The organism is Mesorhizobium sp. M7A.F.Ca.US.005.03.1.1 (assembly GCF_003997975.1).
GTDB classification, from domain to species: domain Bacteria; phylum Pseudomonadota; class Alphaproteobacteria; order Rhizobiales; family Rhizobiaceae; genus Mesorhizobium; species Mesorhizobium ciceri.
This window is the reverse complement of the sequence record NZ_RZRO01000013.1, coordinates 65,126-91,592: the sequence shown is the minus strand read 5'-3', so window position 1 is coordinate 91,592 and position 26,467 is coordinate 65,126. Positions and strand designations below refer to the sequence as shown.

Below are 26,467 nucleotides of genomic sequence, written 5' to 3'. Positions count from 1 at the left end.
GACTTCGGCCGGGAGACGCTCATCGCTGTGAATACGTTCGACTCGGGGCGACATGTTCCAACCAACCTCGGCTGCCAAGAATGCGGAAGCAAAGTTCCGATCAGCCCTTCATCGCATCGTGCGCTCGAAAGAATGTGCCGAAATCATCTAGGACTTCGCCAGATGTGCGGGTTTTTGATCCCTTGGTCGATACGAACTGCTCAAGCCCGACCGAGTCCCAGTTCGGCGCAGGGCGGCGTATGGAAAGTAACCGATCGGATAGCTCCTGAACTTCTTCTCGCCGGCCGGTCGCCTTCGACATTGTCCAAGCGGCTGACGCAGTGACGTTGCAGGCAGCGGTGCAATGACGAGGTCTCAGATGCGAGATCGTCGGCTGCAACGCATAGAGGCAGTCACCCAGCGGCAGTAGCGTATAGCGTCGAAAAGCGACGATGACGGCCTCTTCCTCGACCGTGAGCACGTCGACCGAACCTCCGTCGGCCCAGTCGGTAGATCGAGAACACAGATCCGACTCTGCAACTTCGCGTCGGTCTTCTGGTTGATCCCATAGCGCTTCGCCAGCGCCCTCAAGCTCCGCGGTGCCTCCATCTGGGCCGCAGCGACGAATGGTCAAAAGGCCGTCACCGTCGGCGATCAGCGGCTGGCGCGCCAGAAGGCGATACGGTCCTGCAACCGATAGCCCTGGATAATCGCCGGCATGAACCACGGATTGCCGCGATAGAGCGGGATGGCGGAAGGCGGTCGAAAGTCGAACGCCGTGCGCGACTGCTCGCCATGCCCCATCAGCTTGTGGGCCGCACGCATACCGATCCATGGCGCCCAGACCACGCCCGAGCCGCAGAAGCCGGTGGCATAGACCATACCATCCTTCTCGAAGACGCGGGGCAGCATGTCGCGGTTCATCGCTACGTTGCCAAACCAGCAATGCGAAAGGCGCACGTTCTCCAACTCCGGGAAGAGGTTCACCAGGCCCTTGCGCAGGAGAAGTTTCGGGGCAATCGGATCGCCGACACGAGAACTGTCGCGCCCCCCCAGCAGAATGCGTTTTCCGTCAGGCGAGGGACGATAATAGAAACCGAGTTGCCGGTTCTCGGTGATCGTCATCAGCTTCGGCATCAGTCGTGCCATGACATCGGGCGCTAATTCCTCGGTCACGATGATCCGGCTGCGGACCGGAACCAGCCGGCGGCGCAAGAAGGGTGCGGCGCCGTCGGTATAACCGTTGGTACAGACCAGAACGTGCCGCGCATCCACCGTCCCAGCGGAAGTCACCACGCGAAAGCCCGAACCATTCCTCTCGATCGACTTGACCGCCGTGTGCGAATGAACCGTCAATCCGGATGCGAGCGCCACCCGCAGGAGTTCAGCGTGGAACTTTGCGGGGTGCAGCCCGCCAATGTCCGTCCGAACGGTTCCGCCGCGGTAGAAATCGGTGCCGATATAGTTCCGCTGCTCGGCATGCGGAACGGCGTAAGACTCGATCCCCAGTTTCTTCGCCAGCCTCTCGGCGCCGCGCGCCATCTTCTCATACTGCTCATAGCCGAAAGCGCCTTTGAACTGGCCGACCAGGCGGAAGTCGCAGTCGAGCCCTTCGGTCTTGATGAAGTCGTAGAGGAATTCGCGCGCGATCTTGCCCTCGGCCTCGATCGCCATGGCCTTCTCTTCACCGAAACGCCTGGTGATTGTGGCAGCATCCGGCCGGATGCTCCCGCTCGTAATCCCGCCATTGCGCGTGGAAGCACCCTCGCCCGGATGCATCGCATCGAAAGCGGCAACCGAGCGCCCCTCGCGCGCCAGCGCAAGCCCGGCCGAAAGCCCGGCATAGCCGGCGCCGACAATCACCGCGTCGAGCTTCTTTGCCAGCGGCTGCCGCGGCAGCGGCATGACGGGCGCCGCTTCCCACCAGTAGGGCGTGTTCTTTTCGGCGATTTCGGGCTCTTGCACGTGACTGACTTCTCTTGGTGTTCCGGGGTTTAGGAATGTATCGCTCGCGGCACTTCAAATATGGTCATCTCGCACGTCCAGCGCGTCACGCAGTCCGTCGCCGATGAAATTGAAACTGGTCACCGCGATGGTGATGGCAGCTCCGGGAATGATTGCCAGCCATGGTGCGCTGCCCAGATATTGCTGGGCGCCATTGAGCATGTTGCCCCAGCTCGGTAGTGGCGGCTGGATCCCGTAGCCGAGGAAGCTGATATAGGCCTCCATGAGAATGGCGCGCGCAACCGTCAAGGTCGAAGCAACGATAATTGGACCGATGGCGTTGGGAAGGATCTCCCGAAACATGATATGTGTGCCGCTCAGCCCCAGCATTCGCCCGGCCTGGACGAATTCGCGCTCGCGAAGAGAGAGGACCTCGGCCTCCACAATTCGGGCTACTTCCATCCAGCTGGTCGCAGCGATGACGACGGTAATCATTATCGGGCTGGGTTTCAGGGCTGCGGCAAGGGCCAGCACAAGGAAGATAGACGGGAAGGCCAGAAAGCCATCTACCATGCGCATCAGCGAGGCACCTATCCAGCCGCCGCGGTATCCAGCAATTACCCCGACGAGCGTGCCCACTAGCGTCGACAACAGCATGGCGAAGAAGCCCACCAGCAACGAGATTCGTCCCGCCATCAAGAGCCTTGCCGCCAGGTCGCGGCCGAGCGGATCAGTGCCCAGAAAGTGGTGGCCCGTAAGCGGAGGAGCAAAGCGGGCCCGCAGATCGATATACAGTGAGTCATAAGGCAGGAGATGGGGGCCGACGACGCAAGCGAGACACAGAAAGACGATCATCGCCAAGCCGAGCAGCGCCAGGCGATGCCGCATGAAACGAAGCGCCGCGCGGTTGTTTGTCCAGCGGCTTGGAGCTGCATTTGTATTTGCCGTGAGGGCGGTCATATCGGCTGTCTCCTGTCGGGAAAGTTGCGCGCTCAAGCCAGACGAATGCGCGGGTCGACAATAGCGACGACAATGTCGGCGATCAGGTTTCCGAGCAGAACGAGGATAGCCGAGAACATCAGCAGCCCCATAACAACCGGATAGTCGCTGTAACCAAGGCTATCGAGGAACAAACGTCCCATTCCTGGCCAGGTAAATACAGTTTCGGTCACCAGCGCACCGGTCAGGACGCTGGGAAGCTGCATCCCCGCCAGGGTAATCATCGGCAAAAGGGCGTTGCCGACGACATGCTTCATCAAAATCCGGCGTTCACTCAACCCCTTGGCCCGAGCCGTCTTGACGAAGTCCTGGCTGATGGCGTCGAGAGTAGCCGTCCGCATGTAGCGGCTCCAGATAGCGACATGGACCAGCGACAGCACGATACTTGGCAAGATCAAATGATGGAGATAGCCCAGGATCGAACTATCGCCGATCTCGGACATATTGCCCGCGGGCAGCCAGCCTAACTTCAAGGTAAAAATGTAGATGCCGACGAGGCCGAACCAGAAGGTAGGTACCGACAATGCAACCATGGCACCGACAGTTGCGAGATAGTCGAATAACGAGTAGCGGCGCGTGGCGCCCCGAATTCCAATCCAGGCGCCAAGAGAGATCGCAATCGCGGTTGAGGATCCCATCAGCAGCAGCGTCGCCAAGAGATGGCTGCCAATGATCTGCAATACCGGCGCTCCGTCGCGGAAGGAGTGACCCCAGTCGCCCTGCACCAGCCGCCAAGCCCAGTCCAGATATTGGATCCATATGGGTCGATCGAGGCCCAGCAGCCCCTTGAGGCGCTCGATATCCTGCTGGGTCATTCCGGGATCGAGTCCGAATTGCGCCAGCGGGCCGCCGGGAAGGAGGTTCAGAATCCCGAAGCCGATGATCGAAACGATCACAAGCAGTATCAGGCTCTGCGAAAGGCGATTGAGCAGGAAGCCGCGCATTCGAGTCCTCCGTTGTGGGTTGGCGACTTAGTCTGTTGCCGCCGCCGCAGTGCAATCCGGCGGCGGCAATAGGATGGATCAGGCCTTCCAGCGCCAGTCTGCGGCATGCCACGACGCGGTGCGCGTGTTGGCATTGGGCTTGAAACCGTCCAACCCTGCCTTGCGTCCGAGCACGTTTGTGATCGCTAACAGCGGCAGGAAGGGCAGATCATGGCGCACCACTTCCTGTACGTGATTATAGATCCCGCGCCGCTCTTCCTGATCGAAGCTGCGAGCACCCTTTTCAAGCAAGGCATCGACTTCGGGGTTGGAATATTGTCCGGTGTTCGAACCGTGTCCGCCTTGAGCGGCGATTGCCTTCGTATGGAGGCGGTTTGTGGCGTCGGGGTCCGCGGCAATCAAATAGGTGACGCCCACCATGGCGGTATCGAACTGCGACTTCAGCCAGAATTCGCCCCACATGACTGCAGCCGGCAAGTTCGAGATCGTCATCTCGACGCCGATCTCGGCAAACGTCTGCTGCAAGAACTGCTGCGTCTGCTCGCGCAGGTTGTTGCCTGATGTTGTCGAATTCGCAAAGGACAGTCGCACTCCATCCTTGGCGCGGATTCCATCTGGGCCTGGCGCCCAGCCGGCCTCATCCAGAATCTGGCGCGCACGGTCCAGATTGAATTCCTGCGCGGGCAGGTTCGGATTGTAGTAATAGGACTCCTTCGGCATGAACGTCTCGGTGGGAGTGCCCACGCCGTAGTAAATCGTGTCGACGATCGCTTTCCTGTCCATGGCGGCGTAGAGCGCCTGGCGCACTGCCAGATCCTTGAACTGCGGGCGCCCCAGATTGAGGTATATCGACTCCACGGATGCGCCGGTCTCCAGTGTCACCACGCGGTCTGGCAATTCGCGGGCTTCAGCATAATGGTCGGCCGTAATGTACGATTGATCGACCAGGTCGACGTCACCGCTCTTGAACTGCGTATAGAGCACCGTCATATCGGGAATGTATTTGAAGATGAGCTGCTCGATATACGGACCCTCGCCGGTATACTCCGGGTTGGCGACGAGCTCGATATGGTCGCCCGCTACCCGCTGGCTCCACTTGAACGCGCCGGTGCCGATCGGCGCCTGGTTGAAAGCCGCTGTATTCGGATCGACATCTTTCCCCAGAATGTGCTTGGGCACCATGAAGGTTTCGGCCAGGAACGACAGATAGGGCGCAAAAGCCTCCTTCATCCGCCAAGTGATCTCGGTGGGCGAAACCACCGTGATGTCCTGTACGAGCGAATGGCCGCTTGTACGCCAGGCGCGAAACTTCGGGTTCGTGATGAGCTCCAGGGTGAATTTCACGTCCTCGGCCGTGAAGGGCTCACCGTCGTGCCAGCGGACATTGTCACGCAACCGGATGCGCCAGTTGAGGCCGTCCTCCGAAATGCCGCCGTTTTTCTGGCTTGGCACCTCGGCTGCGAGATTCGGCTGGAGGACGCCTTCAGCATCCATCCTGACCAACGCATCGAAAACCGAGAAATGGACCGCGTCATCGACTTCGATATGCGCCATCAACGGATTGAAGACCGTTGGCTCTTGTGAAAGACCGACGACGACGCGACCGGCCGGACCCGCGGCAGGGGTCTTGGCGAAAGCCGACTTGCCCAGCAGATTGGGCGCGATCAAGCCTGCAGCTCCACCTAGCGCCATCAGTCGCAGCGCCTGGCGCCTCGAATAGTTGGATGTAGTCGTTGAATTTTTGGTCATCGTAGTTCCTCTCTTGTTATTTTTCATGCGTTTGCTGCAATTGGACGGGCATTGCCCGGCCTCTCTCCTGGAATTGCCGCCACGAGTTGGCGCGTGTAGGCCGCTTGCGGGTTCAGGAATATCTGCGAGGGCGGTCCGCGCTCGACGATCCGGCCTTTCTGCATCACAGCGATTTCGTCGCAGATCTGGCTGGCGACACGCAAATCGTGCGTGATGAAGACCATCGACACGCCGGTCTCTCGCTGGATCTGGTCCAGAAGCTGCAGGATCTGCGCCTGGATCGACACGTCGAGCGCGGAGACCGCCTCGTCAGCAATCAACAGCTTCGGCTTGAACATCAAAGCCCGAGCGATCCCGATTCGCTGGCGTTGCCCACCAGAAAACTCGTGCGGATAGCGGTCGAAGGCGCCGGCATCGAGACCGACATGGGCCAGAAGCGTACGCGCTTCTTCGCGCGCCTGGGCAAAAGGCGTCCCGTGTGCCACCGGGCCTACCGTGATGATGTGGCCGACCGTTGAGCGTGGGTTCAGGGACGCAAAGGGATCCTGAAAGATCATCTGGATCCGTGGTCTGAGCGGGCGGAACTTCGCTTCGGAAAGCTTGGCTATATCGGACCCCTCGAACAAAATCTCGCCGCCGTCGCTGTCCAGCAATTTGATGAGAAGCCGGCCCAGCGAGGATTTTCCTGAACCGCTCTCGCCTACGACCCCAAGCGTTCGGCCTGGCGCCAGTTCGAACGAAACCTCGTTCACCGCTTTCACTATCCGCTGGGCGCCAAACAGCGCGCCGCCGCCACGATAGGTTTTAACCAGACCCTCGACCTTCAGGATCGGCTGCTTGCTGTCGGACTCCGCACGAGAGCGATCTTCACCGGTCAGATGCGGTACGGCCGCGATCAGGCGTTGGGTATAAGCATGCTTGGGCGACTTCAGCACCTGCTCGGCGCTGCCCTGTTCGACGATGTGCCCCTTTTCCATCACCACGACGCTGTCGGCGATCTCCGCCACCACGCCGAAATCGTGGGTGATAAACATTACGCTCATCCCCTTGCGGCGCTGAATGTCGCGGATCAGCTCCAGGATCTGTGCCTGGGTGGTCACGTCGAGCGCAGTGGTTGGCTCATCGGCGATCAGCACCGTCGGCTCGAGCGCCAGGGCCATGGCAATCATGACGCGCTGCCGCTGCCCGCCCGAAAGCCGGAAAGGGTACTGGTGATACATGAGTTCGGGATCTGGGAGGCCCACTTCGGTGAGCAACTCGATGGCGCGGTCGCGGCAGGTTTTTGGCGTACCGTATCCATGCGCGGCCATGACCTCGTCAATCTGTGCGCCCACGGTCATCAAGGGATTGAGCGCCGAGAGCGGATCCTGGAAGATCATCGACACGACCCGCCCACGCAGGTTGCGCAGCTTGTCGGGCGACATGCCGATGATGTTCATCCCCTCCAACTGTATTGAACCCGATGAGACGCGGATCACCTTGGGCAGGAGCCCCATGATCGCGTTCGCCGTGACCGACTTGCCTGATCCGGACTCGCCTATGATGCAGAGGATCTGGCCGCGTTTCAGATCGAAGGAAATGTTCTCGACCGCATAGGTTCGTTCCATGCCTTTCGGCAAATTCACCGTGAGGTCGCGCACCGAAAGCGCCACATCGTGAGCGGCTACAGCCTGGATGCTTGCGACCATCTGGATCACCTCCCATTCCATCGAAGCGGATCCACCCTGTTGCCGACCGCAACATCGCCCCTTGAGCAGCAACGCGTCACCGTAGCAGCCGTAGCCTTGCCATTTAGGCGCTTCGCGCTCTGAGGCTGCGAGAGACGGATTCTACTCATCCTGGCGGCTCCCTTATGTAGTCCGATCCCCGTACCGGACATTGTTCCCTTTTCCTGGAGAACGCTCCAAACGGGCAACTCTGCCTGTCGGAGGTCCTCTGGAGCTTGCCTGCCGTAAGGAAGGGTGCCCCGTTCTTGCAGCCAGTTTGACTGTTCTTTTTCCGCAGAGTCTTCGAAATTTGGCCCTCCGGCGGCAGGAACTTCTGAAAAGAACGCCCCAGTTGGCATTTCACTCTGTTTGGCCTGATGATGATAGCGCAAGCCCCTCAATCTGCGCGGCATGGCCGAGAGTCTAATGTCCAAGGCGAGCACGGCATTTTGGGCGGCCTATCAAAGACTCGACTGAGAAGAGCTTCCGCGAGGCATTGCCCCAGGAAATTTGAAGGATCCGCCGCGGCGGAAGTTTCCTCATTTGAAGTAGACTGGCGCCCGCCCAGGCATTGACAGTGCGTAGGTAATAACCGGCGTCCGGTGCACGAAGCTCATAGGATGCATACAAAAGCAGTGTGGAACCAAGCACGGCAAAGAGGGCCGCTTATCGAGGTCTCTACCCTGCCCATCAGTGCTGCTTTTTCGAGGCCGGGGTCGGGCCCGCTCAACTGGGCGAAGCTCCCAGAGCGCTCCTTTCAAAGGCGATTTGGTCCCAGGCGGCTGAACTGCGCATGAAGCCACTCTGCGAGTTCAAACTCCATACCTTCCAGTTCACTCGAGCCCAACCATATCAACCCATATTGACTGCCGTCAGGGTCAGCCAGCAGGGGCCGCCAGGCTTCCTCGTTCCACGTCGTCAATCGCAAGTACGAGCGGACTGAGGGCTACGCCAAGGCCTGCAGACGCAGCCTCGACGATCAGCGCGTGATTGTCGAAGTACCGGATTTCTGTGGGTCGACGCGCCGACGGATGGGTCTTCAGCCATTGCGCCCACGCGTCAGGTCGGGTCTTCGACCCGAGAGCGAGATAGTCGCCATGCTCGAACTCTGCCACAAGTTCCGGCCTCATGACAGGCCCAACCTTTTCGGAAAAAAGGGGCCGGACGTTCCACGTCTCAGGCACAGCGAAGTCCAGCCGTCGAATAGCGAGATCGACCTGTTTCTTACGAAAGTCCACCAGCCCTCCACCTACCGAGAGGTGGAGGGCCATGTTCGGATGCGCCACTTGAAGCGCCCCCAGCCGCGGAATGAGCCAACGCATGGCAACTGAAGGCTCGCAGGAGAGCACCAGGGCACTCTTCCCGGCATTGGCAGCACGCAGGCTTTGAACTGTGGCGGCCAACTCACCGAAGAACCTGCCGAGGGTGAGGTTGAGTGTCTCGCCGGCAGGGGTGAGCCGCAGCCCTCGCCCATTCTTCTCAAACAACCTGACCCTGATGTCATCGGCGAGTTTGGTGATACGGCGACTGACGGCGCCGTGCGTGAGCGCAAGCGAGTCTGCTGCAAGCCGGACCGAGCCCAGCCGCGCTGTTGCTTCGAACGCTCTCAGGTCGTCGAGCGAGGGTATGTCTGAGCGATCCATCAGTGATAATCTATCACCGATTTCGTCAGAAACTATCGCTATTCATCCTTAGTGAGGTTTTGTTAGTTGATGCATGCGCACCAATCATCAACCCAGTATAGCGGTCCTCGCCGATGACCTCACCAGCGCGGCAGATGGTGCAGCACCTTTCGTCGCCCGTGGCTTGACTGAATCAATCGGCAGAGGCCAGCTTCCGCACCAAGCGGAAGCGGCAGCGATAATTGCAGTCGATAGCGGTTCGCGGTCTGCTACTGCGTCGCAAGCGTTCGAGGCGGTCGCTCGATTGACCGCCCGACTTGCCAGCCGTACCGTGCTCTATAAAACGGTGGACTCCACACTTCGCGGTCACATAACGGCGGAGCTTGAAGCATGCTTTGCGGCGAGCGGCCGCAAAGCACTGGTGTTTGCGCCGGCATTCCCCCAGGCCGGACGTACGACAGTGAGGGGCATTCAGTTCGTTGACGGCATCCCGGTCTCGGAAGGTGCTTATGGCCATAACCCAATGCATCCCGCGCGGCATTCCGCGCTAGTCGACCTGGTGCCGAACTGCATCAAGAATGTCACGCTGCTTGATGCGGTAACCCAAGAACAACTCGATTCGCAGATTGCTTCCATCGAGGATCCAGCGTCGATCCTTTGGGTTGGTTCTCCTGGAATGGCTGCAGCGCTATCGCGGCGTTTTGTGCCGGCGAAGACTCTACCGCCATTGCTCGATGGCATCAGTAGCGATGTTTTGGTCGTCATTGGGAGCGCAAATCTGCGCAGTCAGCGGCAGGCAGGTCAACTCCAGAAGGTCCGCGGCGTCATGCTGCTGCGCGGACCAAGGACGCGCGAGTGGGACTCGGCAGCAGTGCTGCGCCGTATCGCACAAGACGCAGCGCGAGAGCTTCAAAGCCCACGCTTCGGCGCTTTGATCGCCACCGGCGGCGACACGATGGAAGCGATCCTGGACCTTCTCAAGGTCCGTGAGTTTGATATCCTGCAAGAACTCGATCCCGGATTCCCGCTTGGTCTCGCCAGGCTTGGCGATGGGCGCTCGCTCTTGCTCGCTATGAAGGCCGGTGGCTTTGGCAGTGACGATGCGGTGACGCGCGCCGTCGCGCGGATACGTGGAGCCACCCAATGAAGAACATTCTCCCACTTGCTCTCACGATGGGCGACGCCTCCGGCATTGGGCCGGAGATCGTGGCGAAGGTGCTTGCGAAAGGCGGCGAACGCGTCGTCGTGTTCGGTAGCTATGTTGTCATGCAAGACACCGTGCGGCGGCTCGGGCTGAACGTCGAGGTGCGACGCATCAACGCTGCCAATGCGGCCCAATTCGAGCCACGCCGAATTGAAGTCATCGAAACCTCGCGGATTACCGAGCCTCCTCCAATCGGCCGTATCAGCACGATCTCCGGGCAGGCGGCCTTCGACGCCATCGTTGCGGCGATAGCCGCAGCGAAGTCCGGAGATGTGAGCGGCATCGTTACGGCGCCGATCAATAAAGAGGCGATGGCCAGCGCGGGAATCCGCTACCCCGGCCATACCGAAATTCTGGCCGACTACGCCGGCGCCAAGCGCGTGGCGATGATGCTTGCCAACGATGACATCTGCACGGTGCTCGTCACCATCCACACGTCGCTGAGCAAGGCGATCGAACAGGGCGATTTCGACGCTCAGCTATCCGCCATCCGGCTTGCCCATGAGGGTGGAAAAGCTCTCGGCTTCGCGACCCCGCGTGTCGCCGTAGCGGGTCTCAATCCGCACGCAGGTGAAGGTGGCCTCTTCGGGGACGAGGAAATCCGGATCATACGACCGGCAATCGACGCGGCCCGAGCCGAGGGCATCGATGCCACTGGCCCTTATCCTGGCGACACTGTCTTCATGCAAGCTCGTCAAGGTCGATTCGATGTTGTGGTGGCACAATACCACGATCAGGGTCTGATCCCTGTGAAGTATCTCGGGTTGGAAAAAGGCGTGAACATCACGCTTGGCCTGCCGTTCGTCCGCACCAGCCCAGATCACGGCACGGCGTTCGACATCGCGGGCCGTGGAATTGCAGACCACGCCAGCTTGGAAACAGCACTTGCCTACGCCAAGCGCCTCGTGGCGGCACAAACCAAGACGAACTAGAGAAAGGAACCACACCAATGGGGTTACGCTTCATCTTCATGCTCACGCGCAACGACCGAACGGTTTCGGACGCGGCCCAGCAACTTCAAACCGCGCTCAGTCTCGGCGTGCGGCACATCGGGTTCAAGGATATCGGCTTGCCGATCGAGCAGCTGAAAGACCTCAATGCGGCCATCAGGACGGGCGGTGCAACCTCCTACCTGGAAGTCGTGTCACTGGACCGCGAAAGCGAAATTGCTTCGGCAAAGGCAGCTGCCGAAATCGGCGTCGATGTTCTTCTTGGTGGCACGCGGGTAGACGACGTGCTGCCGATCATCAAGGACACCGGCATCCAGTACTTCCCGTTTCCGGGTCGGATCGCCGGTCATCCGAGCGTGCTTGAAGGCGCCATCGACGAAATTGTCGAAAGTGCCAAAGCGATTGCAGGGCACGATGGAGTGCATGGCCTGGACCTGCTGGCATACCGATCGGCGGAGAACGTCCCCGAGTTGATGAAGGCCGTCTGCGCTGCAGTCGCCAAGCCTGTCTATGTTGCGGGTTCGATCGACACCCCAGAACGAATTGCAGTCGTCCAAGGCGCCGGCGCAGCTGGGTTTACGATTGGGACCGCAGCTTTGGATGGCAGATACCCGGCCAATGGGAATGACCTACCAAGCCAACTCACCGCAATCATTCGCGATGTGGCTGCCCTGAACAAGCACCTTTCGCCAATTCACAAGAAGAATTTGTCAATTGAGTTTGCCGGGCTGCGCGCGCCTTGGAAGCCTAAAGTCGAGGGGCGTGTCAACGCCATGCAATTCAAGGTCGCCATGTTCAATGGCGCCTCCAATTGGTCATTTCGACAGCACGACGATCAGCTGTTCTTCGTTCACCGGGGACGCCTGCTCATGCAATTTCGTGACCGTGAAGAAATTATCGAACCCGGAGAGTTCATCGTCGTCCCATATGGCGTTGAGCACAGTGCGGTGGCCTTGGGCGAGGAAGGATGTGAAGTGTTGGTGGCAACGTCAACCGCCCTACCCTGCTACCCACCCCCGGTAACTGATCTCGCTCATTCTGATCGATCCCAGTTGACTGCTTAGCAGGACGGTACCGACTGCTAGGTTTTCAGACGCGCATGAGCAATCATGACCGTGGCTATTGTGCTGCATCGCGCCGACGGCGCACCCGTTGCAACCCCTTTCCGCAGGACAGCGTCCGGCTCGGATGATCCCTTTGTGGGCATCGCGAAATCGCCTGGGAAGGGCCGGACTCGATATCGTGGGCCGAACCAGCTTTGTTGGCGAGCTCGAAGTCGCAAGCTTCCCCCACATCGAAACCATCGTCGTGGTGGAAGGAGAGCTGATCCTGACGGTGGTCGGCGCGGCCCCGCTGGTGCTCGGTTCGCAAGCGGGTGCTGTCATCGGATGCGGCACCACGCTTCGCATCCAGACTGAATCAGGCGTGCGGTTTTCGTTCTGCGCGGCCGCTTGCGACAAACCGACGAAGCCCGGCCTTGTCCAGTTGCGCGCCGACGCCGACTTCAAGCCGTCTGCTTCGCTACCGGCCGAGGCTTTGCTTGGCCCGGCCCCGCAATGCCGCAGCGACAACGTCTTCTCCAGCGACGGCGCGGATTACCGTGCGGGCACGTGGGATTCGACCCCATACCACCGGGTTGTTCGCCCGCATCGCCACAACGAGTTCATGCATCTGCTAGCCGCGAGTGTACGATTCGCCGCGCCCGATGGCAGCGTGCTGTCGGCGGGCACCGAGATGCGCTTTTCGTGCCCCAGGGCGCATCGATCGGATGGGAAAGTAAAAATCGCGTGGTGAAGTTTTTCGTCGTCCAAGCCGTCCAGGCCTGACGTAGAGCGAGATCCATCATGTCCCCTGGCAAGGTCGCTGAGTTTTAGGCCGCACCCGCAATCGACGCTCCTCCACACGAGATGGCTTTAGGCTTCAGCTACCTTCCCTCTGAGAGGTGGGCGCCAGCGAGCTTTTCACGCAACAATTGCATGTCCTAAGGGCCGCTAACGGCAGGATATTCCGTCCAGGCACACAACTCCGCAGCCTGTCTATTCTCGGCGCGGGCTAGAATGCTTCAAAGTTACCGGAGTTCCGCAGATGCCCGCGCCGCTCATGCACATCGAGTGCAGCCCTTCCCTCCCCCGCGAGGCAGACGTCGTCGTCATCGGCGGCGGCGTGGTGGGCGTGTTCACGGCGTATTATCTCGCGCGCCGCGGCGTCAGCGTCGCCCTGGTAGAGAAAGGACGCGTGGCCGCCGAGCAGTCAAGCCGAAACTGGGGCTGGTGCCGCCAGCAGAACCGCGATGCGCGCGAGTTGCCTATGGCAACCAAGAGCCTCGATCTCTGGGAGAAGGTGGCACAGGAGACTGGCGGGGATACTGGATTTCGCCGCTGCGGGCTTCTGTATCTCTCACAGGACGAAAATGAGCTGGCGGGCTGGGCAAGGTGGCGCGATTTTGCGAAAACGGTCGGAGTCACCACGCACGTGCTGAGCGCAGAGGAAGCCACCGAGAAGGGCAAGACGACCGGACGCAAATGGAAGGGCGGGGTTTTCTCACCGACTGACGGAACGGCGGATCCCTCCACGGCAGTGCCGGTTGCCGCGCGTGGCATCATGGCGGCGGGCGGTACCTTGCATCAGCATTGCGCAGCGCGTGGACTGGAGTTGAGCGCCGGCAAGGTCAGCGGGGTCGTGACGGAAGCGGGAACCATCCGTACGAAGATCGCGGTCATGGCCGGAGGCGCGTGGGCTTCTTCCTTCTGCAACCAGCTTGGCATGCGCTTCCCGCAAGCTGCCGTGCGTCAGTCCATTCTAGCCGTAGCGCCAGGCGCAATCGGCCTGCCCGATGCCCTGCATACCACGAGCGTCTCGCTGACGCGGCGCAGCAACGGTGGATACGCGCTGGCGATCAGCGGACGAGCTCGCGTCGACCCAACGCCGCAGCAGTTCAGGTTCAGCCGCGAGTTTCTACCGATGTTCGCCCGCCGCTGGCGCAATCTCGCCCCGGGGGCCTTCGAGGGCTGGCGTCAAGGACATGAAAGCCTGCGCAAATGGGGCCTTGACGACATTACGCCGATGGAACGGAACCGGATTCTCGACCCGAAGCCCGACATGGGACAAATTCAGCTGACATATCGAAGAGCCTGCGAATTGATCCCCGAACTCCAACGCGTGGCGATCTCCGATGTCTGGGCGGGTTATATCGACAGTACACCCGACGGCATTCCCGCGATCGGCGAAGTGGAGGGGATTCCGGGCTTTATCCTGGCGGCGGGATTCAGTGGTCACGGGTTCGGGATTGGCCCCGGCGCGGGGCATATGATCGCCGACATCATCACAGGCAGCGAGCCTGTTGTCGATCCGCGTCCGTATAGGCCCGAACGCCTGAAGACCGCTGCATGGGGCAAGGTCGCTGAATTCTGAGAAGATGGCTTGCCAACGTACTATCGATCGCACACGAGATTGATGCCGCGACTGCTCAAACAGGGAAGTGACGATGCGCGAATACGAGATTGCCGCCATTCCTGCCGACGGGATCGGCCCAGAGGTGATCGCCGCCGGTCTACAGGCGCTTGAGGCGCTGCAGCAGCGCTGCGGCGACTTCAAGCTACGCGTCCAGCACTTCGACTGGGGATCGGACTACTACAGGGCCAATGGCCGGATGATGCCTGAAGATGGAGTGGCGCAACTGAAGCGCTTCGATGCCATCTTCTTCGGTGCTGTCGGCGCTCCCGATGTGCCCGACGACATCTCGCTCTGGGGTCTCCGGCTGCCGATCTGCCAAGGCTTTGATCAATATGCGAACGTGCGGCCGACCAGGATTTTGCCCGGCATCGTTTCGCCGCTGGCGGGCGTTGGGCCCGGCGATCTGGATTGGGTGATCGTGAGGGAGAATTCGGAGGGCGAGTATTCCGGCCACGGCGGCCGCGCCCACCGCGGTCTCCCCGAGGAGGTCGGAACCGAAGTCGCGATCTTCACGCGCGTCGGCGTCGCCCGCATCATGCGCTATGCATTCCGGCTGGCGCGGTCACGGCCGCGAAAGCTCCTGACTGTTGTCACGAAATCCAACGCGCAGCGTCACGGCATGGTAATGTGGGATGAAATCGCAGCCGAGGTGGCGCAAGAGTTCCCTGACGTCGCGTGGGACAAGATGCTGGTTGATGCTATGACGGTGCGCATGACACTCAAACCTCGCAGCCTCGACACGATCGTCGCCACCAATCTTCACGCCGACATTTTGTCGGACCTTGCAGGCGCGCTGGCGGGCAGTCTCGGCGTTGCACCAACCGCCAACATTGATCCCGAGCGGCGCTATCCCTCGATGTTCGAGCCAATTCACGGCTCCGCCTTCGACATCGCCGGCAAGGGTATCGCCAACCCCGTCGCCACCTTCTGGACCGCTGCCCAGATGCTCGAACATCTGGGCGAAAGCGCAGCCTCCGTCCGGTTGATGAGCGCTGTGGAAACAGTGACGAGTGAAGGCGTGCTGACGCCGGACGTTGGTGGGACAGCGACCACGCAGGACGTGACGGACGCCGTCTGCCGGACGATCCGCGGTTCGAACGTGTGACAGGTTTGCGATGAAACTCGACAAGATCGACATCAAGATCTTATCCCAACTGCAAAAGAACGGGCGGGTCACCAACGTCGAGCTTGCCGACCTGGTCAACCTTTCGCCGAGCCCTTGCCTGATGCGGGTGAAGAAGCTTCAGGCGGAAGGCTTCATTACCGGCTATTCCGCCCAGATCGACGTGTCCAAGCTCGGACAGACTCTAACGATCTTCACCGAGGTTACGCTCAAGCACCATCAACAAAACGACTTCGCGAGATTTCTCACCGCCATTCAGAAAGTCGATTCCGTTATCGAATGCCATCTGATTTCGGGCGGATACGATTACCTTGTGAAGTTCGTGACGGCGGGCATCAGCGAGTATCAGACTATCATGGAGCGCATGCTCGAATTGGATATCGGGATCGACAAATATTTCAGCTTCGTCGTGTTGAAGTCACCGATCGTGAAATCCCACTTGCCTCTCGACGTCATTTTCGACAGATGAAAAGGCCACCCCTGCAGTCTGGGACTGGAAAGCGGGCGCCATCGTTCGCTTCCGCTGCCCGTGTGCTACGGCGGAAGTCCGCCTAACTGCAACTTTCTTGGCACTTGACGGAATGCGGCAAGACCTGAGGATTTCCTTCAGGCCCCGCTCGCATGGATCGGGTGGCTTCACCCATGACGACGATCATCCCTTCATCGCTTCCCGCACATCCTTGTCTTCGAGGGTTTGATCCAGCGTCATCCTGGTGCGTTCGAGGATTCCATCGATGTCGTCGTCCGTGCAGCAGAGCGGTGGCGCGAAACCGAGTATGCCGCTGTTGAAGGCGCGAATGACAAGGCCGTTCCCCCACGCCCGGTCGAAGATGCGGCGCCCCGGATCGGCCGCCGCCGGCAGCGGTGTTTTGCGCTCCTTGTCCGTGACCAGCTCGATCGCAGCCAGCATGCCGCGACCGCGAATATCGCCAACCAGCGGGTGGTCTGCGAGCGAGCGGAGGCCCCTCATCAGTCGCTTCCCGGCCTTCCGACCGTTCTCGAGCAAGCCCTCTTCATAGAGACGCAGGCATTCCAGCCCGACCGCTGCGCTCACCGGATGGGCTGAGTAGGTATAGCCGTGGCCGACAGCCGCTTTGCCGGCTCCGTCCGCGATCGTATTGTAGACATGGTCGGTCATGAAGACGGCGCCCATCGGCACGTAGCCCGACGTCAGTCCTTTCGCTGTGGTCATCAGATCCGGCACGACCTCGTCCTCCTCACAGGCGAAAAGGGGACCGGTGCGGCCAAAAGCGGTGATGACCTCGTCGGCAACGAACAAGATGTCGTGTTCCTTGCATACGGCATGCAGGGCCTTTAGCCAGCCTGCCGGCGGAACCAGGACACCGCCCGAACCCTGGATAGGTTCAGCGTAGAAGGCCGCGATGCGATCGGCGCCGAGCTCAGCGATTTTGGCCCGCAGCGCCGCGACCGATGCATCGATAATCGCCTGCGGGTTGGAACCGACCGGATTGCGATAGGCGTAGTGCGAGGGAATCTTGTGCTGCCAGTCATAAGGAACGCCGAAGCCCGCATGGAAAGCCGGCAGCGCGGTCAGACCTGCGCCAACCGTAGAGGATCCATGGTAGCCATGCCCGACCGAGATAAATTGGTCTTTTCGCGGCGTCCCCCTGGCGTGATAAAAATAGCGAATGAAACGGATGGTGCTGTCTATCGCGTCGGACCCGCCCAGCGTGAAATAGACATGGTTCAGATCGCCAGGCGCCAATTCGGCAAGCCGGGCGGCGAGACGAATGGCCGGCTCAGACCCCAGCCCGAAATATCCCGTCGCATAAGGAAGCTCTCTTAGCTGCTTGGCCGCTGCCTCGACGACGCTTTCCTGCCCGTATCCGATGTTTACACACCAGAGACCCGCGAACCCGTCCAGCAAGGTTTTCCCGCTTGCCTCGGTCACTGTAGCGCCCTTGGCGGATTTGAGCACGCGCACACCCGTCTCTTCGTGGCTCCGATAGCATGAAAACGGGTGAACCAGGTGCGCACGGTCGAGTTCGATCAGGGAGTTTGCAAGCATTTCTTCCTCCGGTTCAGCCTAGCGCCTGACTAACGAGCGCATAAGTTTGGTGTGACCTGATTTCGACTTTCGGCTCGTCTGCGATTCGTCGCATCGTTACGCCACCGCCGACGTGGGCCAGGCCGCGACGGATGAGCCACTCGCCGAGAGCCGTGGATTCGTTGGTGTCGATGCGGACAAACTCGCCCGCACTGTCGGCCAGCAGGAAGTCGATCAGGCATCTCGCTTCGTGCAGCGTCCTCGCCACCACCGGCCCAATGACCAGCCCTCGACCAAAACGACGAATTGCGGCAAACGCCTGGACATCGCCTGCATCGCGAATGACGGCGAACTTCGCCCGCTCGCACAACGAGTTCATGAGTGCCGACCGGTCGTGACCAAACGCGGCGCAATCCAGAGCGACAAGGCGCGCCTGGTCGCCGTCCTCGCCCCATGACACATGTGCCGGTGCATCTGCAGACGGCGCCAGGCCCTGGTGCTGCACGATCTTGCCGGTCGCGACAAATCCCAGCTTCTCGTAGAGTGGGAGCCCTTCCTGCGTAGCCACCAAATAGCAAGTGCGCTCGCCTGCCTTGGTAAGCGCCTCCTCCATCAGCTTGCGCCCGAGCCCGCGACCGCGCATTGCGGCATCGACGATGACCATGTTGACGCTGGCGGCATCGTCGCCATAGGGCGTCATCAGAATCGTCCCCACCACGCGTCCTTCCTCCTGGACAACGAGACCTTGGCTGAGCGACTGCATCAGCTCCCAGTCTTCACGACGGTGCGGCCATCCAACATGACGTGACAATTCGACAGCATCGTTCAAATGCTCGGTTGTCATCGTTTTGAACGTGACTCGCCCTGGGGTCATGGGTCGTTTCCCGGCCTGAATTCTTCAATGCAAAGTTAGGCTGCGGCCGACAGCAGTTCCTCCCGACGCGTACCGGTGAGCTAGGTGTTTTGACTTTCCTTTGCCGCCGGCGCCGCATCTTATGCCGACGAGCCGGCGGGCGAGGGAAGCGCCTGGCAAGCTCGGAACCACGTCGTGCGCAACTCTCTGCCAAAGCCCTGCCACGATACAAAACAATCTGCTTCAAGCGGCAGAGAATGCGGCGACTAGTCCTTTTCGCTGCTCGTTATGATCCTTGTCGTTAAAGGCACGCGGTGCCGCCAGGATTGGAAGGATAGACGCCAATGACCCGTTTCAGACCGAAATACATCACCTTCGATTGCTACGGTACGCTGACCAACTTCGACATGGCCGGCGCGGCAAGACGAGTTTACGGTGCGGAACTCTCCCCAGCCGTAATGACGCAGTTCATCAAGGATTTCTCGGCCTATCGCCTCGATGAGGTTCTTGGCGCTTGGAAGCCCTATAGCGAGGTCGTGCACAATTCCGTGGAGCGCGCCTGCAAGCGCAACAATGTGACGTTCCGGCCTGAGGATGCCCAGCGCATTTATTCGGAAATACCGACATGGGGTCCGCACCCGGATGTCCCGGCGGGACTGGCCAAGGTCGCCAAGGAAATCCCACTGGTGATCCTGTCGAATTCCATGAAGAGCCTGATCATGTCGAACGTTGAGAAGCTCGGCGTACCCTTCCACATGGTCATCACGGCCGAGGAGACCGGCACCTACAAGCCGCATATGAAGGGCTTCGAGTACATGTTCGACAAGCTCGGCTGCGGCCCGGAAGACATTACGCATGTGTCGTCCTCATTCCGCTACGATCTCATGACCGCCTATGATCTTGGCATCAAGAGCAAGGTCTGGGTGAATCGCGGCCACGAACCCGCGAACCCATACTACGAGTACAGTGAAATCAAGGATATCGGCGGGCTGGCCGGCGCCGTCGGGCTGGAGCCCGTTCGCGAATTCGCCTGAGCGTCTGTTGCTGGTGCAGTCGCGCCAGTGTGAGGCACTCCCACCACGTTAATGAGCACTGGTCGCAATACAGAGAAAGGGGCGGTTTTCACCGCCCCTTTCTTGTTGTTCCACGCTTTGGAAGGTGTTTCCACCTGCTTGCAACAGAACTAGTTAAGCCCGCCAACATGAAGCGTCTTGACCTCGAGATATTCCTCGATGCCGAGCTGCGATCCTTCGCGCCCCACCCCTGACTGCTTGACACCGCCGAAAGGCGCTACTTCGGTCGAGATCATGCCCGTGTTGAGCCCAACCATACCGAACTCCAGGGCCTCGGCAACACGCCATGACCGCTTGAGATTTTCGGTGTAGAAGTAGGCGGCAAGGCCGAAGGGCGTACCGTTCGCGATCGCAATGGCCTCGTCCTCCGTTTCGAAGCGAAAAAGCGGCGCCACCGGGCCGAACGTCTCTTCCGATGCCAGCAGCATCTCGGTAGTAGCCTCTCCCAGCACGATGGGCCGTGCATATTGCTTGCCGTCCGGCACCGTCTCGCTCTGGGCGATGATCCGCGCGCCTTTCGCCTGTGCATCCGCGATGTGACGCTCGATCTTGTCGATGGCGGCCGCATTGATCATCGGGCCAATCTCCGTTCCGTCGTCGGTCCCCGCGCCAACCTTCATTCGGTTGACGCGCTGGCTCAGCTTTTCTGCGAAAGCATCGTAAACGCCCGCCTGCACGAGAATCCGGTTCGCACAGACGCAGGTTTGACCGCCATTGCGGAACTTGGATGCGATCACCCCCTCGACTGCATTGCCCAGATCGGCGTCATCAAAGACGATAAAGGGCGCGTTGCCGCCGAGCTCGAGGCTGAGCCGCTTGATGCTATCGGCCGCGCCACGCATGAGCAGCGCTCCGACGCGGGTCGAGCCGGTGAACGAGATCTTGCGCACCGTCTCGTTGGCCATCAGTTCGTTGCCGATTTCAATGGGCATGCCGGTCACAATGTTGATCACGCCGGCAGGAATACCCGCCCGTTCCGCCAGTACGCCGAGCGCCAGCGCCGAAAATGGCGTGAATTCCGACGGCTTGATGACAACCGTGCAACCCGCGGCCAGCGCCGGCGCCACCTTGCGCGTAATCATCGCGTTAGGGAAATTCCATGGCGTGATGATTGCGCAGACGCCAACGGCCTCCTTCAGCACCAGAATGCGGCGATCGGGCGTGGGAGACGGAATGGTCGAGCCACCGATCCGGCGTGCTTCTTCGGCGAACCATTTCACGAAGGAGGCGCCATAGCGGATTTCACCGCGTGCTTCTGCCAGAGGCTTGCCCTGTTCCAGCGTCAGCAGCAACGCCAGGTCGTCTTCATTTTCCAGTATCAGGCTGTGCCAGCGCTCCAGAAGCGCTCCGCGTTCGGCATGGGTCCTGGCCTTCCAGTCCTTGAACGCCGCCTGCGCTGCATCTATTGCAGCCCTTGTCTCATCCCGGCCCATGTCGGGCACGGTTCCAAGCACTTCCAGACTGGCCGGATCGATCACATCGACAGTCGCGTTGCTGTGCGCATGCTGCCAGACATCGCCAATGAGGCCACGCTGGCGAAACAGGTCCGCATCCTTCAGGAAACCAATCTTCGTTATTGCGTTCATGGTTCTTTTCCTCTGCTCTTTCAGCTTAATCCTGCCAGCACGGCCTGCGTGATTGCTTCAGTCGTGTCCTTGCCTGCAATCGTGCCTATCCCGCGTGCGGTTGCGGACTCGATCGCCGACATCACTTCGGCCGCGGCCTGCCCCTCGCCCAGATGCCCGAGCATCATCGCACCGGACCAGATCGCGGCGATCGGATTGGCGATGCCGAGATGCGCGATGTCAGGCGCCGAACCGTGGACCGGCTCGAACATCGAAGGCGCGCTGCGATCGGGATTGATATTGGCGGAGGCGGCGTAACCCAGCCCGCCCTGAATGGCCGCTCCAATATCCGTGAGGATGTCGCCAAAAAGATTCGAGGCGACGATCACGTCGAGGCTTTCAGGCGCCAGGACCATGCGGGCGGCAATGGCGTCGACGTGGTAGTGCGAGACCTCCACATCGGCATAGTCTTTCGCCACCTCACGCGTGACCTCATCCCAAAAAACCATGGAATGTTTCTGCGCGTTGGATTTGGTGACGGATGCGAGCTTCTTGCGGCGCGTCCGCGCCTGTTCGAAACCGAAACGGAGGATTCTTTCGACACCCTCACGTGTGAAGATTGCCGTCTCGATCGCGACCTCATTGGCCGTTCCGGAATGAATGCGCCCACCAGCGCCGCAGTATTCGCCTTCCGTGTTCTCCCGGATGCACAGTATATCGAAACCATCACGGCGAAGAGGTCCCTGAACGCCTGGCAACAGCCTGTGCGGCCGTATGTTGGCATACTGCGTGAACCCTTTGCGGATCGGCAGGAGCAGTCCGTGAAGCGATACGGAGTCGGCCACCTTTGCTGGCCATCCCACAGCGCCGAGGTAGATTGCATCGAACTTCCGCAGCATCTCGACGCCGTCAGGGGGCATCATCGCACCGGTTTCCAGATAGTAGGCGCACGACCATGGGAACCTTGTATCCTCAAGGGCGAAGCCGCCTCGCTTTGCTGCAGCCTGCAGCACCTCCCATCCAGCCTCGGTCACCTCCTTGCCGATGCCGTCGCCTGGGATGTGCGCTATCGTGTAAGCCTTCATTGATATCCTCCTGGAGACCGATGGGTACCGAAGGTCGCAGCTTGCTCAACACGGCAGCGACATGCGGCGTCTCGCACCTGGTTTTGGAACAGTAGTCGACAGCGCGCCGTATTTTCCGCCGAGGATGAGCCGCCCGACGGCGTCGAATCGCGTCGGGCGGGACTTGGAGAGTGGATTGTTCTGGAACCGGCGCGCGCGCTATTCGGCCAGACCTTGAGCGTTGAGCTCAGTCATAGACGCTGACGTAGATCTTGCGCACGGTTTCGATCGTGCGCCAGACGCCGACAAAGCCGGGCTTCATCACAAAACTGTCGCCGCTGCGGTAAGTCTTGGTCTCACCGCCCGTCTCCTCGATCTCGACGAGGCCCGAAACGATGTGGCAGAACTCGCAGGTCGTGCCCTTGATAGAATGCGTCTCGCCAGGCGTCGCCTCCCAGACGCCGGTCAGAACCTTCTCGCCTTTCGAAGCATCCTGCGCCCAAGTCTTGAAGGATGGATTGCCGGAGATGAGCCGCTCTGGAGCCGGCAATGCCTGCTTCGGCGCGAAGGCTGGATCTGTGTCGATCGTGATCAGAAGTGACATTTTATGTTTTCCTGGTTAGTAGCCGCGTGTCCGATCGACGAGGCCGATCAGTTCTTCTCCGGCGCGGTGGCGCCGGATGTTGTCCACGACGGATTGCGCCGCGGAATCTGCTTGCGTTACGGAAGCGATGTGCGGCGTGATCGCCACCTTCGGGTGCCGCCAGAGCGGATGGCCGTCCGGCAGTGGCTCGGGATCGGTGACATCGAGCATTGCGGCGGTGAGGTGCCCGCTATCGAGAGCCTGGACAAGGGCGGTTTGGTCTAGCTGCGGCCCGCGGCCGACATGCAACAATCTCGCCCCAGCCGGCAGGAGGGAAAAGAGTTCCGCATCGAGGATGCCACGCGTTTCTTTCGTCAGCGGCAGCAGGCAGACGAGAATATCCGTGCGCGCGAGGAAACCGGCAAGCTGGTCCGCGCCATAAAAGCAGGTCACCCCTTCGATCTCCTTCCTGCTTCGGCTCCAGGCGGCAAGGGGAAAGCGAAACGGCAGCAATCGCTCGATAGCTGCCTGCGCCAGCATGCCGAGGCCAAGAAACCCAACCCGGCGTTCGGTCGCTTGCGGAGCGGCAAGACCCCGCCACGCCTGGCGCTTCTGCTGTTCACGATACGCCACCATATCCCGGTGGAGGCTCAGCACGCCAAGAACGACATATTCCTGCATCATGCGAATGATGCCGTCCTCGACCATGCGCACCAGCTTCACCTGCCGAGGCAGGCTTTCACGGTTGAACTGGTCGACGCCGGCGCCGAGCGAAAACAGCAATTCGAGATTGCGATAGCGCGCGAGATCATCTGGCGCCGTCCAGGTCAGGAGGTAGCGCACCTCCTCCGGGTCGAAACATTCGCTGCTGTGGAACAATTCGACGTCCGGTAGTTCGCGTGCGAAAGCCTTGCGGAAGACCGCTGCGCGCACCGGGTCGGAATTGAAAAGAAAAGCCATGAACCGCCCTTTCCTGCTATCCGGCAAGGCGCGTGGCGAGACGCTCGATCATGCTCTGGCAGGCAGCAAGTTCGCCGGTCTCGATATATTCATTGGCACGGTGAGCCCGGATGATGTCGCCGGGGCCGCAGATGATCGCGTCGATGCCGGCCTGCTGATAAAGGCCAGCTTCCGTTCCGTAGCTCACCGCAGACAGGGGCTGACGCCCCGTCAACTCGGCCAGAAGGGCCGCCAAACCACTCTCCTGCGGGAGCGAAAGCCCCGGATACGCACTCAGCTCATGCCAAGCCACTTCAAAGCCGCTGTCGCGTAGAGCCGTCAGTTGGGTCTTTACCGGCTCGAGCAGGGATCTCGGCGAAACACCTGGCACGGCACGGACCTCGATATCGGCGGTGCAGCGATCGGGGATGATGTTGACGGATTGGCCGCCGGCGATGACACCAACCTGCAATGACGAGTATGGAGGCGCGAAATCCGTGTCGAATGGCCCGATCGCAAGGGTCTGGCCATAGGCCACGATCTGCGTGACGAGACCAGCCATTGCATGCACGGCATTCAGTCCCAGCTCGGGCCGTGAAGAATGGCCGGACCGTCCGATCACTTCGAGCCGCACGGCCGCCTTGCCTTTGTGTGCCCGCACGGCTTCCATCCGGCTCGGCTCACCGATAATCGCGCCAAGCGGCTTCTCGCACAGGCTTGGCAGCGCGGCGATGAGATGCGGCACGCCACGGGCACCTGCCTCCTCGTCATAGGAGAATGCGAGATGAATTGGCCGTGGCAAGTTCATCGCCGCGAGCCGCGGCACCGCGGCCAGCACGCAGGCGAGAAACCCCTTCATGTCGGAGGTGCCCCGACCGTGAAGCCTGGCGCCGTCTTGGCGCAGGACAAACGGATCCGAGTGCCATTCCCGTTCACCGGCCGGCACGACATCCATGTGGCCCGACAAGATGTAGCCGCGGGCATGCCGAGCTCCGATTGTGACAAACAGGTTGGACCGGTCGCCTTCCGGGCCGCGAAGGACCGTCACCTCAGCTCCGGCCGCCTCGCAATATTCACGCACCCAGTCGACGATCGCGCCATTGGGCGCGCCCACGACCGAGGGGAACGCGATCAGCCTCGCAAGAATTTCTTCGACATTCACAGGGCGCCGCTCCACTCGCAGTTCGCTGGATGCAACAAGTGTGGCAGCAGGCGAGAGCATTCCGTGCCGAATGAAGGTATGCTTTGGCCGAAGATTTCGAATATTGGCCCGGAACCAGCGAAACCTGCTGGCTTTCGGGTGCAATCATGAGGCAAAAGACGGCTGCGGCACGTCAGCGAGGACGGGTCGCGACCGTGGGACTTGGAAAAAGGGAGCAGGTCGACTGAAATGCAGAGATCAGTGCGCCTGAAGTCTTTCGAACTGGTCGCGCGGGACATCGACGAAGTCGATGTCAATCTGCTCCACGCGCTCTCGATCTCGGTTCGCTGGCCGCATCGGCCGAAGGACTGGGACACTCTGCGCCGCGCGGGCCGCGGCATCGTTGCCGTAGACGGCATCGGGCGCGTTTTCGGCAGCGCGATGTGGTTTCCGCAAGGGGACGATTTCGCCACCATCGGCGTAGTGATCACAACGCCCCGCACACAAGCGCAAGGCGGCGGTCGATGGCTCATGGACCAGGTGCTCGAGCAGTGTGGCGATCGCAATTTGGCGCTCAACGCCACCCATGCCGCCTATCCCCTCTATGTCTCACTCGGTTTCACGACCGAAGGAATCGTATTCATGCACCAAGGAGAGATTCCGCCTGCACTCCCTGCCCTGCCGGCCTTGGACGGGGAATTGCAGGCGCTGCCGAGCGACAGGCTAAAGGAGATCATGGGGCTCGACAGACGAGCGTTTGGGACAGACCGCGCCAGCCTGCTCGCATTGCTTTCAGCGAATGCCTCTATCTGCACTTTGAGCCGTGGCGGCGAGATCGTCGGCTATTCCATGTGTCGCGAATTCGGGCGTGGCTACGTGATCGGCCCGATGGTCGCGCGCAGCGATCTGGACGCGGTCCATCTCACAGCCATCCATCTGAGAAATCTTGCAGGACGCTTCGTCCGAGTCGATACGCGGGAGAAAGAAGGCATGTTTGCCGCGTTTCTCGACCAGTGCGGCCTTGGCATCGCCGAGACCGTTACGACCATGTCCAAAGGGCGCCGATTCCTGAACCGGGAAGAAAACGGGCCGTGGGTTTATGGATTGGCTGGCCACGCATTGAGTTGACTGCGGCACGACAATGCGACCGAAAGGCGCCAACCGCGTGGCCGTGCGCGCAGGCGAGCGAGTGTAGGAGACCAGCGCCCGCCGAATAGGCGGCGTTCTGGTCGCTGGCGTTAAAGACGCAATTGGCCACCGGATTGGGCGGAGGAGAGATAGCCGAGTTCATCGAACACGACGAAGTCGAGCCGGGTGAGATGATCGGCAATTTTGCCTTGGCGGCCGTCGCGGGTCTCGGATGACGACATTGAAGAAGCGGCCGCGAGCGTTAGGAAGGTGGCTAATGCCGCCTAACTCTCGCTTAGGAACGCCCGGCCGAAGTGACCGGAACTACGGAGCTTCGCTAGCAGGATGCTGGCTGTTCCGCGGTGATCAACCTTTGCTTGCTCACTCAGCGGAAACGCATTCCAGTCAGCCAATTCTGCCACCAAAGGAGCGGTGTCCCC

The 26,467-nt window shown here is 60.6% G+C and carries 22 protein-coding genes and 2 pseudogenes; 9 read left to right on the top strand and 15 right to left on the bottom strand.

Annotated features, from left to right (window positions below; all coding sequences use genetic code 11):
- Nucleotides 1-243: 243 nt before the first annotated feature.
- The 7 genes and pseudogenes from EN990_RS09000 to EN990_RS08970 form a co-directional block, all read right to left on the bottom strand.
- Nucleotides 244-573: pseudogene (locus tag EN990_RS09000) on the bottom strand (IS481 family transposase); the annotation flags it as partial.
- 60 nt (nt 574-633) lie between these two features.
- Nucleotides 634-1,944 (bottom strand): FAD-binding oxidoreductase, encoded by a 1,311-nt coding sequence (locus tag EN990_RS08995; protein ID WP_127388285.1) that lies wholly within the window; start codon nt 1,942-1,944, stop codon nt 634-636.
- A gap of 54 nt (nt 1,945-1,998) precedes the next feature.
- Nucleotides 1,999-2,883, bottom strand: coding sequence for an ABC transporter permease (locus EN990_RS08990; RefSeq protein WP_127368137.1), 885 nt, complete (start codon nt 2,881-2,883; stop codon nt 1,999-2,001).
- A 32-nt stretch (nt 2,884-2,915) separates the two neighbouring features.
- Nucleotides 2,916-3,866, bottom strand: coding sequence for an ABC transporter permease (locus EN990_RS08985; protein WP_127366272.1), 951 nt, complete (start codon nt 3,864-3,866; stop codon nt 2,916-2,918).
- A 78-nt stretch (nt 3,867-3,944) separates the two neighbouring features.
- A complete protein-coding gene (locus EN990_RS08980) occupies nt 3,945-5,615 on the bottom strand; it encodes a peptide ABC transporter substrate-binding protein (protein WP_127366277.1) in 1,671 nt (556 codons plus the stop codon).
- Between the two features lie 23 nt (nt 5,616-5,638).
- Nucleotides 5,639-7,303, bottom strand: coding sequence for an ABC transporter ATP-binding protein (locus EN990_RS08975; protein WP_127368143.1), 1,665 nt, complete (start codon nt 7,301-7,303; stop codon nt 5,639-5,641).
- Between the two features lie 896 nt (nt 7,304-8,199).
- Entirely contained in the window at nt 8,200-8,964 is a 765-nt protein-coding gene (locus EN990_RS08970) for a LysR family transcriptional regulator (RefSeq protein WP_245460883.1), read from the bottom strand.
- Nucleotides 8,965-9,037: 73 nt separating this feature from the next.
- On the opposite strand from EN990_RS08970, the gene EN990_RS08965 reads away from it, so the two are divergent.
- The 7 genes from EN990_RS08965 (at nt 9,038) to EN990_RS08935 (ending at nt 16,142) form a co-directional block, all read left to right on the top strand.
- A complete protein-coding gene (locus EN990_RS08965) occupies nt 9,038-10,090 on the top strand; it encodes a four-carbon acid sugar kinase family protein (RefSeq protein ID WP_127368138.1) in 1,053 nt (350 codons plus the stop codon).
- On the top strand, nt 10,087-11,079 hold the full coding sequence (pdxA, locus tag EN990_RS08960; RefSeq protein ID WP_127368139.1) for a 4-hydroxythreonine-4-phosphate dehydrogenase PdxA: 993 nt from the start codon (nt 10,087-10,089) through the stop codon (nt 11,077-11,079). The genes EN990_RS08965 and pdxA overlap by 4 nt, the downstream gene beginning before the upstream one ends.
- Before the next feature lie 17 nt (nt 11,080-11,096).
- The gene (locus EN990_RS36790; protein WP_127368140.1) at nt 11,097-12,161 is read left to right on the top strand and encodes a cupin domain-containing protein; all 1,065 of its coding nucleotides are present in this window, start codon (nt 11,097-11,099) and stop codon (nt 12,159-12,161) included.
- Between the two features lie 178 nt (nt 12,162-12,339).
- Nucleotides 12,340-12,891 (top strand): hypothetical protein, encoded by a 552-nt coding sequence (locus EN990_RS08950; protein ID WP_206519146.1) that lies wholly within the window; start codon nt 12,340-12,342, stop codon nt 12,889-12,891.
- A gap of 291 nt (nt 12,892-13,182) precedes the next feature.
- On the top strand, nt 13,183-14,508 hold the full coding sequence (locus EN990_RS08945; RefSeq protein ID WP_064994332.1) for an FAD-binding oxidoreductase: 1,326 nt from the start codon (nt 13,183-13,185) through the stop codon (nt 14,506-14,508).
- A 73-nt stretch (nt 14,509-14,581) separates the two neighbouring features.
- A complete protein-coding gene (locus EN990_RS08940) occupies nt 14,582-15,655 on the top strand; it encodes a tartrate dehydrogenase (protein ID WP_127366096.1) in 1,074 nt (357 codons plus the stop codon).
- Nucleotides 15,656-15,665: 10 nt separating this feature from the next.
- Nucleotides 15,666-16,142 (top strand): Lrp/AsnC family transcriptional regulator, encoded by a 477-nt coding sequence (locus EN990_RS08935; protein WP_064994330.1) that lies wholly within the window; start codon nt 15,666-15,668, stop codon nt 16,140-16,142.
- Between the two features lie 183 nt (nt 16,143-16,325).
- Here EN990_RS08935 and EN990_RS08930 read toward each other — a convergent pair whose 3' ends face one another.
- Nucleotides 16,326-17,702, bottom strand: coding sequence for an aspartate aminotransferase family protein (locus EN990_RS08930; protein ID WP_127368141.1), 1,377 nt, complete (start codon nt 17,700-17,702; stop codon nt 16,326-16,328).
- 13 nt (nt 17,703-17,715) lie between these two features.
- Nucleotides 17,716-18,555, bottom strand: a complete 840-nt coding sequence (locus EN990_RS08925) for a GNAT family N-acetyltransferase (protein WP_127366094.1) — start codon at nt 18,553-18,555, stop codon at nt 17,716-17,718.
- Nucleotides 18,556-18,878: 323 nt separating this feature from the next.
- Between EN990_RS08925 and EN990_RS08915 the strand changes: the two genes are divergently transcribed.
- Entirely contained in the window at nt 18,879-19,568 is a 690-nt protein-coding gene (locus EN990_RS08915; protein WP_064994327.1) for a haloacid dehalogenase type II, read from the top strand.
- A 149-nt stretch (nt 19,569-19,717) separates the two neighbouring features.
- On the opposite strand, the gene EN990_RS08910 is transcribed toward EN990_RS08915, so the two are convergent.
- The 5 genes from EN990_RS08910 to argE all read right to left on the bottom strand — a co-directional run bounded on the left by EN990_RS08910 (nt 19,718) and on the right by argE (nt 24,920).
- Nucleotides 19,718-21,193 (bottom strand): NAD-dependent succinate-semialdehyde dehydrogenase, encoded by a 1,476-nt coding sequence (locus EN990_RS08910; protein ID WP_127368536.1) that lies wholly within the window; start codon nt 21,191-21,193, stop codon nt 19,718-19,720.
- A 20-nt stretch (nt 21,194-21,213) separates the two neighbouring features.
- A complete protein-coding gene (locus EN990_RS08905; protein ID WP_127368535.1) occupies nt 21,214-22,257 on the bottom strand; it encodes a tartrate dehydrogenase in 1,044 nt (347 codons plus the stop codon).
- 226 nt (nt 22,258-22,483) lie between these two features.
- A complete protein-coding gene (locus EN990_RS08900) occupies nt 22,484-22,840 on the bottom strand; it encodes a cupin domain-containing protein (protein WP_064994324.1) in 357 nt (118 codons plus the stop codon).
- 15 nt (nt 22,841-22,855) lie between these two features.
- Entirely contained in the window at nt 22,856-23,779 is a 924-nt protein-coding gene (locus EN990_RS08895; protein WP_064994323.1) for a glyoxylate/hydroxypyruvate reductase A, read from the bottom strand.
- 16 nt (nt 23,780-23,795) lie between these two features.
- Nucleotides 23,796-24,920 carry an acetylornithine deacetylase gene (gene argE, locus EN990_RS08890; protein ID WP_064994349.1) on the bottom strand — a complete coding sequence of 375 codons (1,125 nt, stop codon included), beginning with the start codon at nt 24,918-24,920 and terminating at the stop codon, nt 23,796-23,798.
- A gap of 228 nt (nt 24,921-25,148) precedes the next feature.
- Here argE and EN990_RS08885 point away from each other — a divergent pair, with 228 nt between their 5' ends.
- The gene (locus EN990_RS08885; protein WP_064994322.1) at nt 25,149-26,027 is read left to right on the top strand and encodes a GNAT family N-acetyltransferase; all 879 of its coding nucleotides are present in this window, start codon (nt 25,149-25,151) and stop codon (nt 26,025-26,027) included.
- Between the two features lie 119 nt (nt 26,028-26,146).
- Here the strand turns inward: EN990_RS08885 and EN990_RS08880 are convergent.
- Nucleotides 26,147-26,260, bottom strand: a pseudogene (locus tag EN990_RS08880) (IS21-like element helper ATPase IstB); the annotation flags it as partial.
- Between the last annotated feature and the right edge of the window lie 207 nt (nt 26,261-26,467).

Bases quoted from the DNA above. Each gene is read 5' to 3' on its own strand.
- EN990_RS08990 (WP_127368137.1), bottom strand. From the start codon at position 2,883: ATGACCGCCCTCACGGCAAATACAAATGCAGCTCCAAGCCGCTGGACA.
- EN990_RS08985 (WP_127366272.1), bottom strand. From the start codon at position 3,866: ATGCGCGGCTTCCTGCTCAATCGCCTTTCGCAGAGCCTGATACTGCTT.
- EN990_RS08980 (WP_127366277.1), bottom strand. From the start codon at position 5,615: ATGACCAAAAATTCAACGACTACATCCAACTATTCGAGGCGCCAGGCG.
- EN990_RS08975 (WP_127368143.1), bottom strand. From the start codon at position 7,303: ATGGTCGCAAGCATCCAGGCTGTAGCCGCTCACGATGTGGCGCTTTCG.
- EN990_RS08970 (WP_245460883.1), bottom strand. From the start codon at position 8,964: ATGGATCGCTCAGACATACCCTCGCTCGACGACCTGAGAGCGTTCGAA.
- EN990_RS08965 (WP_127368138.1), top strand. From the start codon at position 9,038: ATGCGCACCAATCATCAACCCAGTATAGCGGTCCTCGCCGATGACCTC.
- pdxA (WP_127368139.1), top strand. From the start codon at position 10,087: ATGAAGAACATTCTCCCACTTGCTCTCACGATGGGCGACGCCTCCGGC.
- EN990_RS36790 (WP_127368140.1), top strand. From the start codon at position 11,097: ATGGGGTTACGCTTCATCTTCATGCTCACGCGCAACGACCGAACGGTT.
- EN990_RS08945 (WP_064994332.1), top strand. From the start codon at position 13,183: ATGCCCGCGCCGCTCATGCACATCGAGTGCAGCCCTTCCCTCCCCCGC.
- EN990_RS08940 (WP_127366096.1), top strand. From the start codon at position 14,582: ATGCGCGAATACGAGATTGCCGCCATTCCTGCCGACGGGATCGGCCCA.
- EN990_RS08935 (WP_064994330.1), top strand. From the start codon at position 15,666: ATGAAACTCGACAAGATCGACATCAAGATCTTATCCCAACTGCAAAAG.
- EN990_RS08930 (WP_127368141.1), bottom strand. From the start codon at position 17,702: ATGCTTGCAAACTCCCTGATCGAACTCGACCGTGCGCACCTGGTTCAC.
- EN990_RS08925 (WP_127366094.1), bottom strand. From the start codon at position 18,555: ATGACCCCAGGGCGAGTCACGTTCAAAACGATGACAACCGAGCATTTG.
- EN990_RS08915 (WP_064994327.1), top strand. From the start codon at position 18,879: ATGACCCGTTTCAGACCGAAATACATCACCTTCGATTGCTACGGTACG.
- EN990_RS08910 (WP_127368536.1), bottom strand. From the start codon at position 21,193: ATGAACGCAATAACGAAGATTGGTTTCCTGAAGGATGCGGACCTGTTT.
- EN990_RS08905 (WP_127368535.1), bottom strand. From the start codon at position 22,257: ATGAAGGCTTACACGATAGCGCACATCCCAGGCGACGGCATCGGCAAG.
- EN990_RS08900 (WP_064994324.1), bottom strand. From the start codon at position 22,840: ATGTCACTTCTGATCACGATCGACACAGATCCAGCCTTCGCGCCGAAG.
- EN990_RS08895 (WP_064994323.1), bottom strand. From the start codon at position 23,779: ATGGCTTTTCTTTTCAATTCCGACCCGGTGCGCGCAGCGGTCTTCCGC.
- EN990_RS08885 (WP_064994322.1), top strand. From the start codon at position 25,149: ATGCAGAGATCAGTGCGCCTGAAGTCTTTCGAACTGGTCGCGCGGGAC.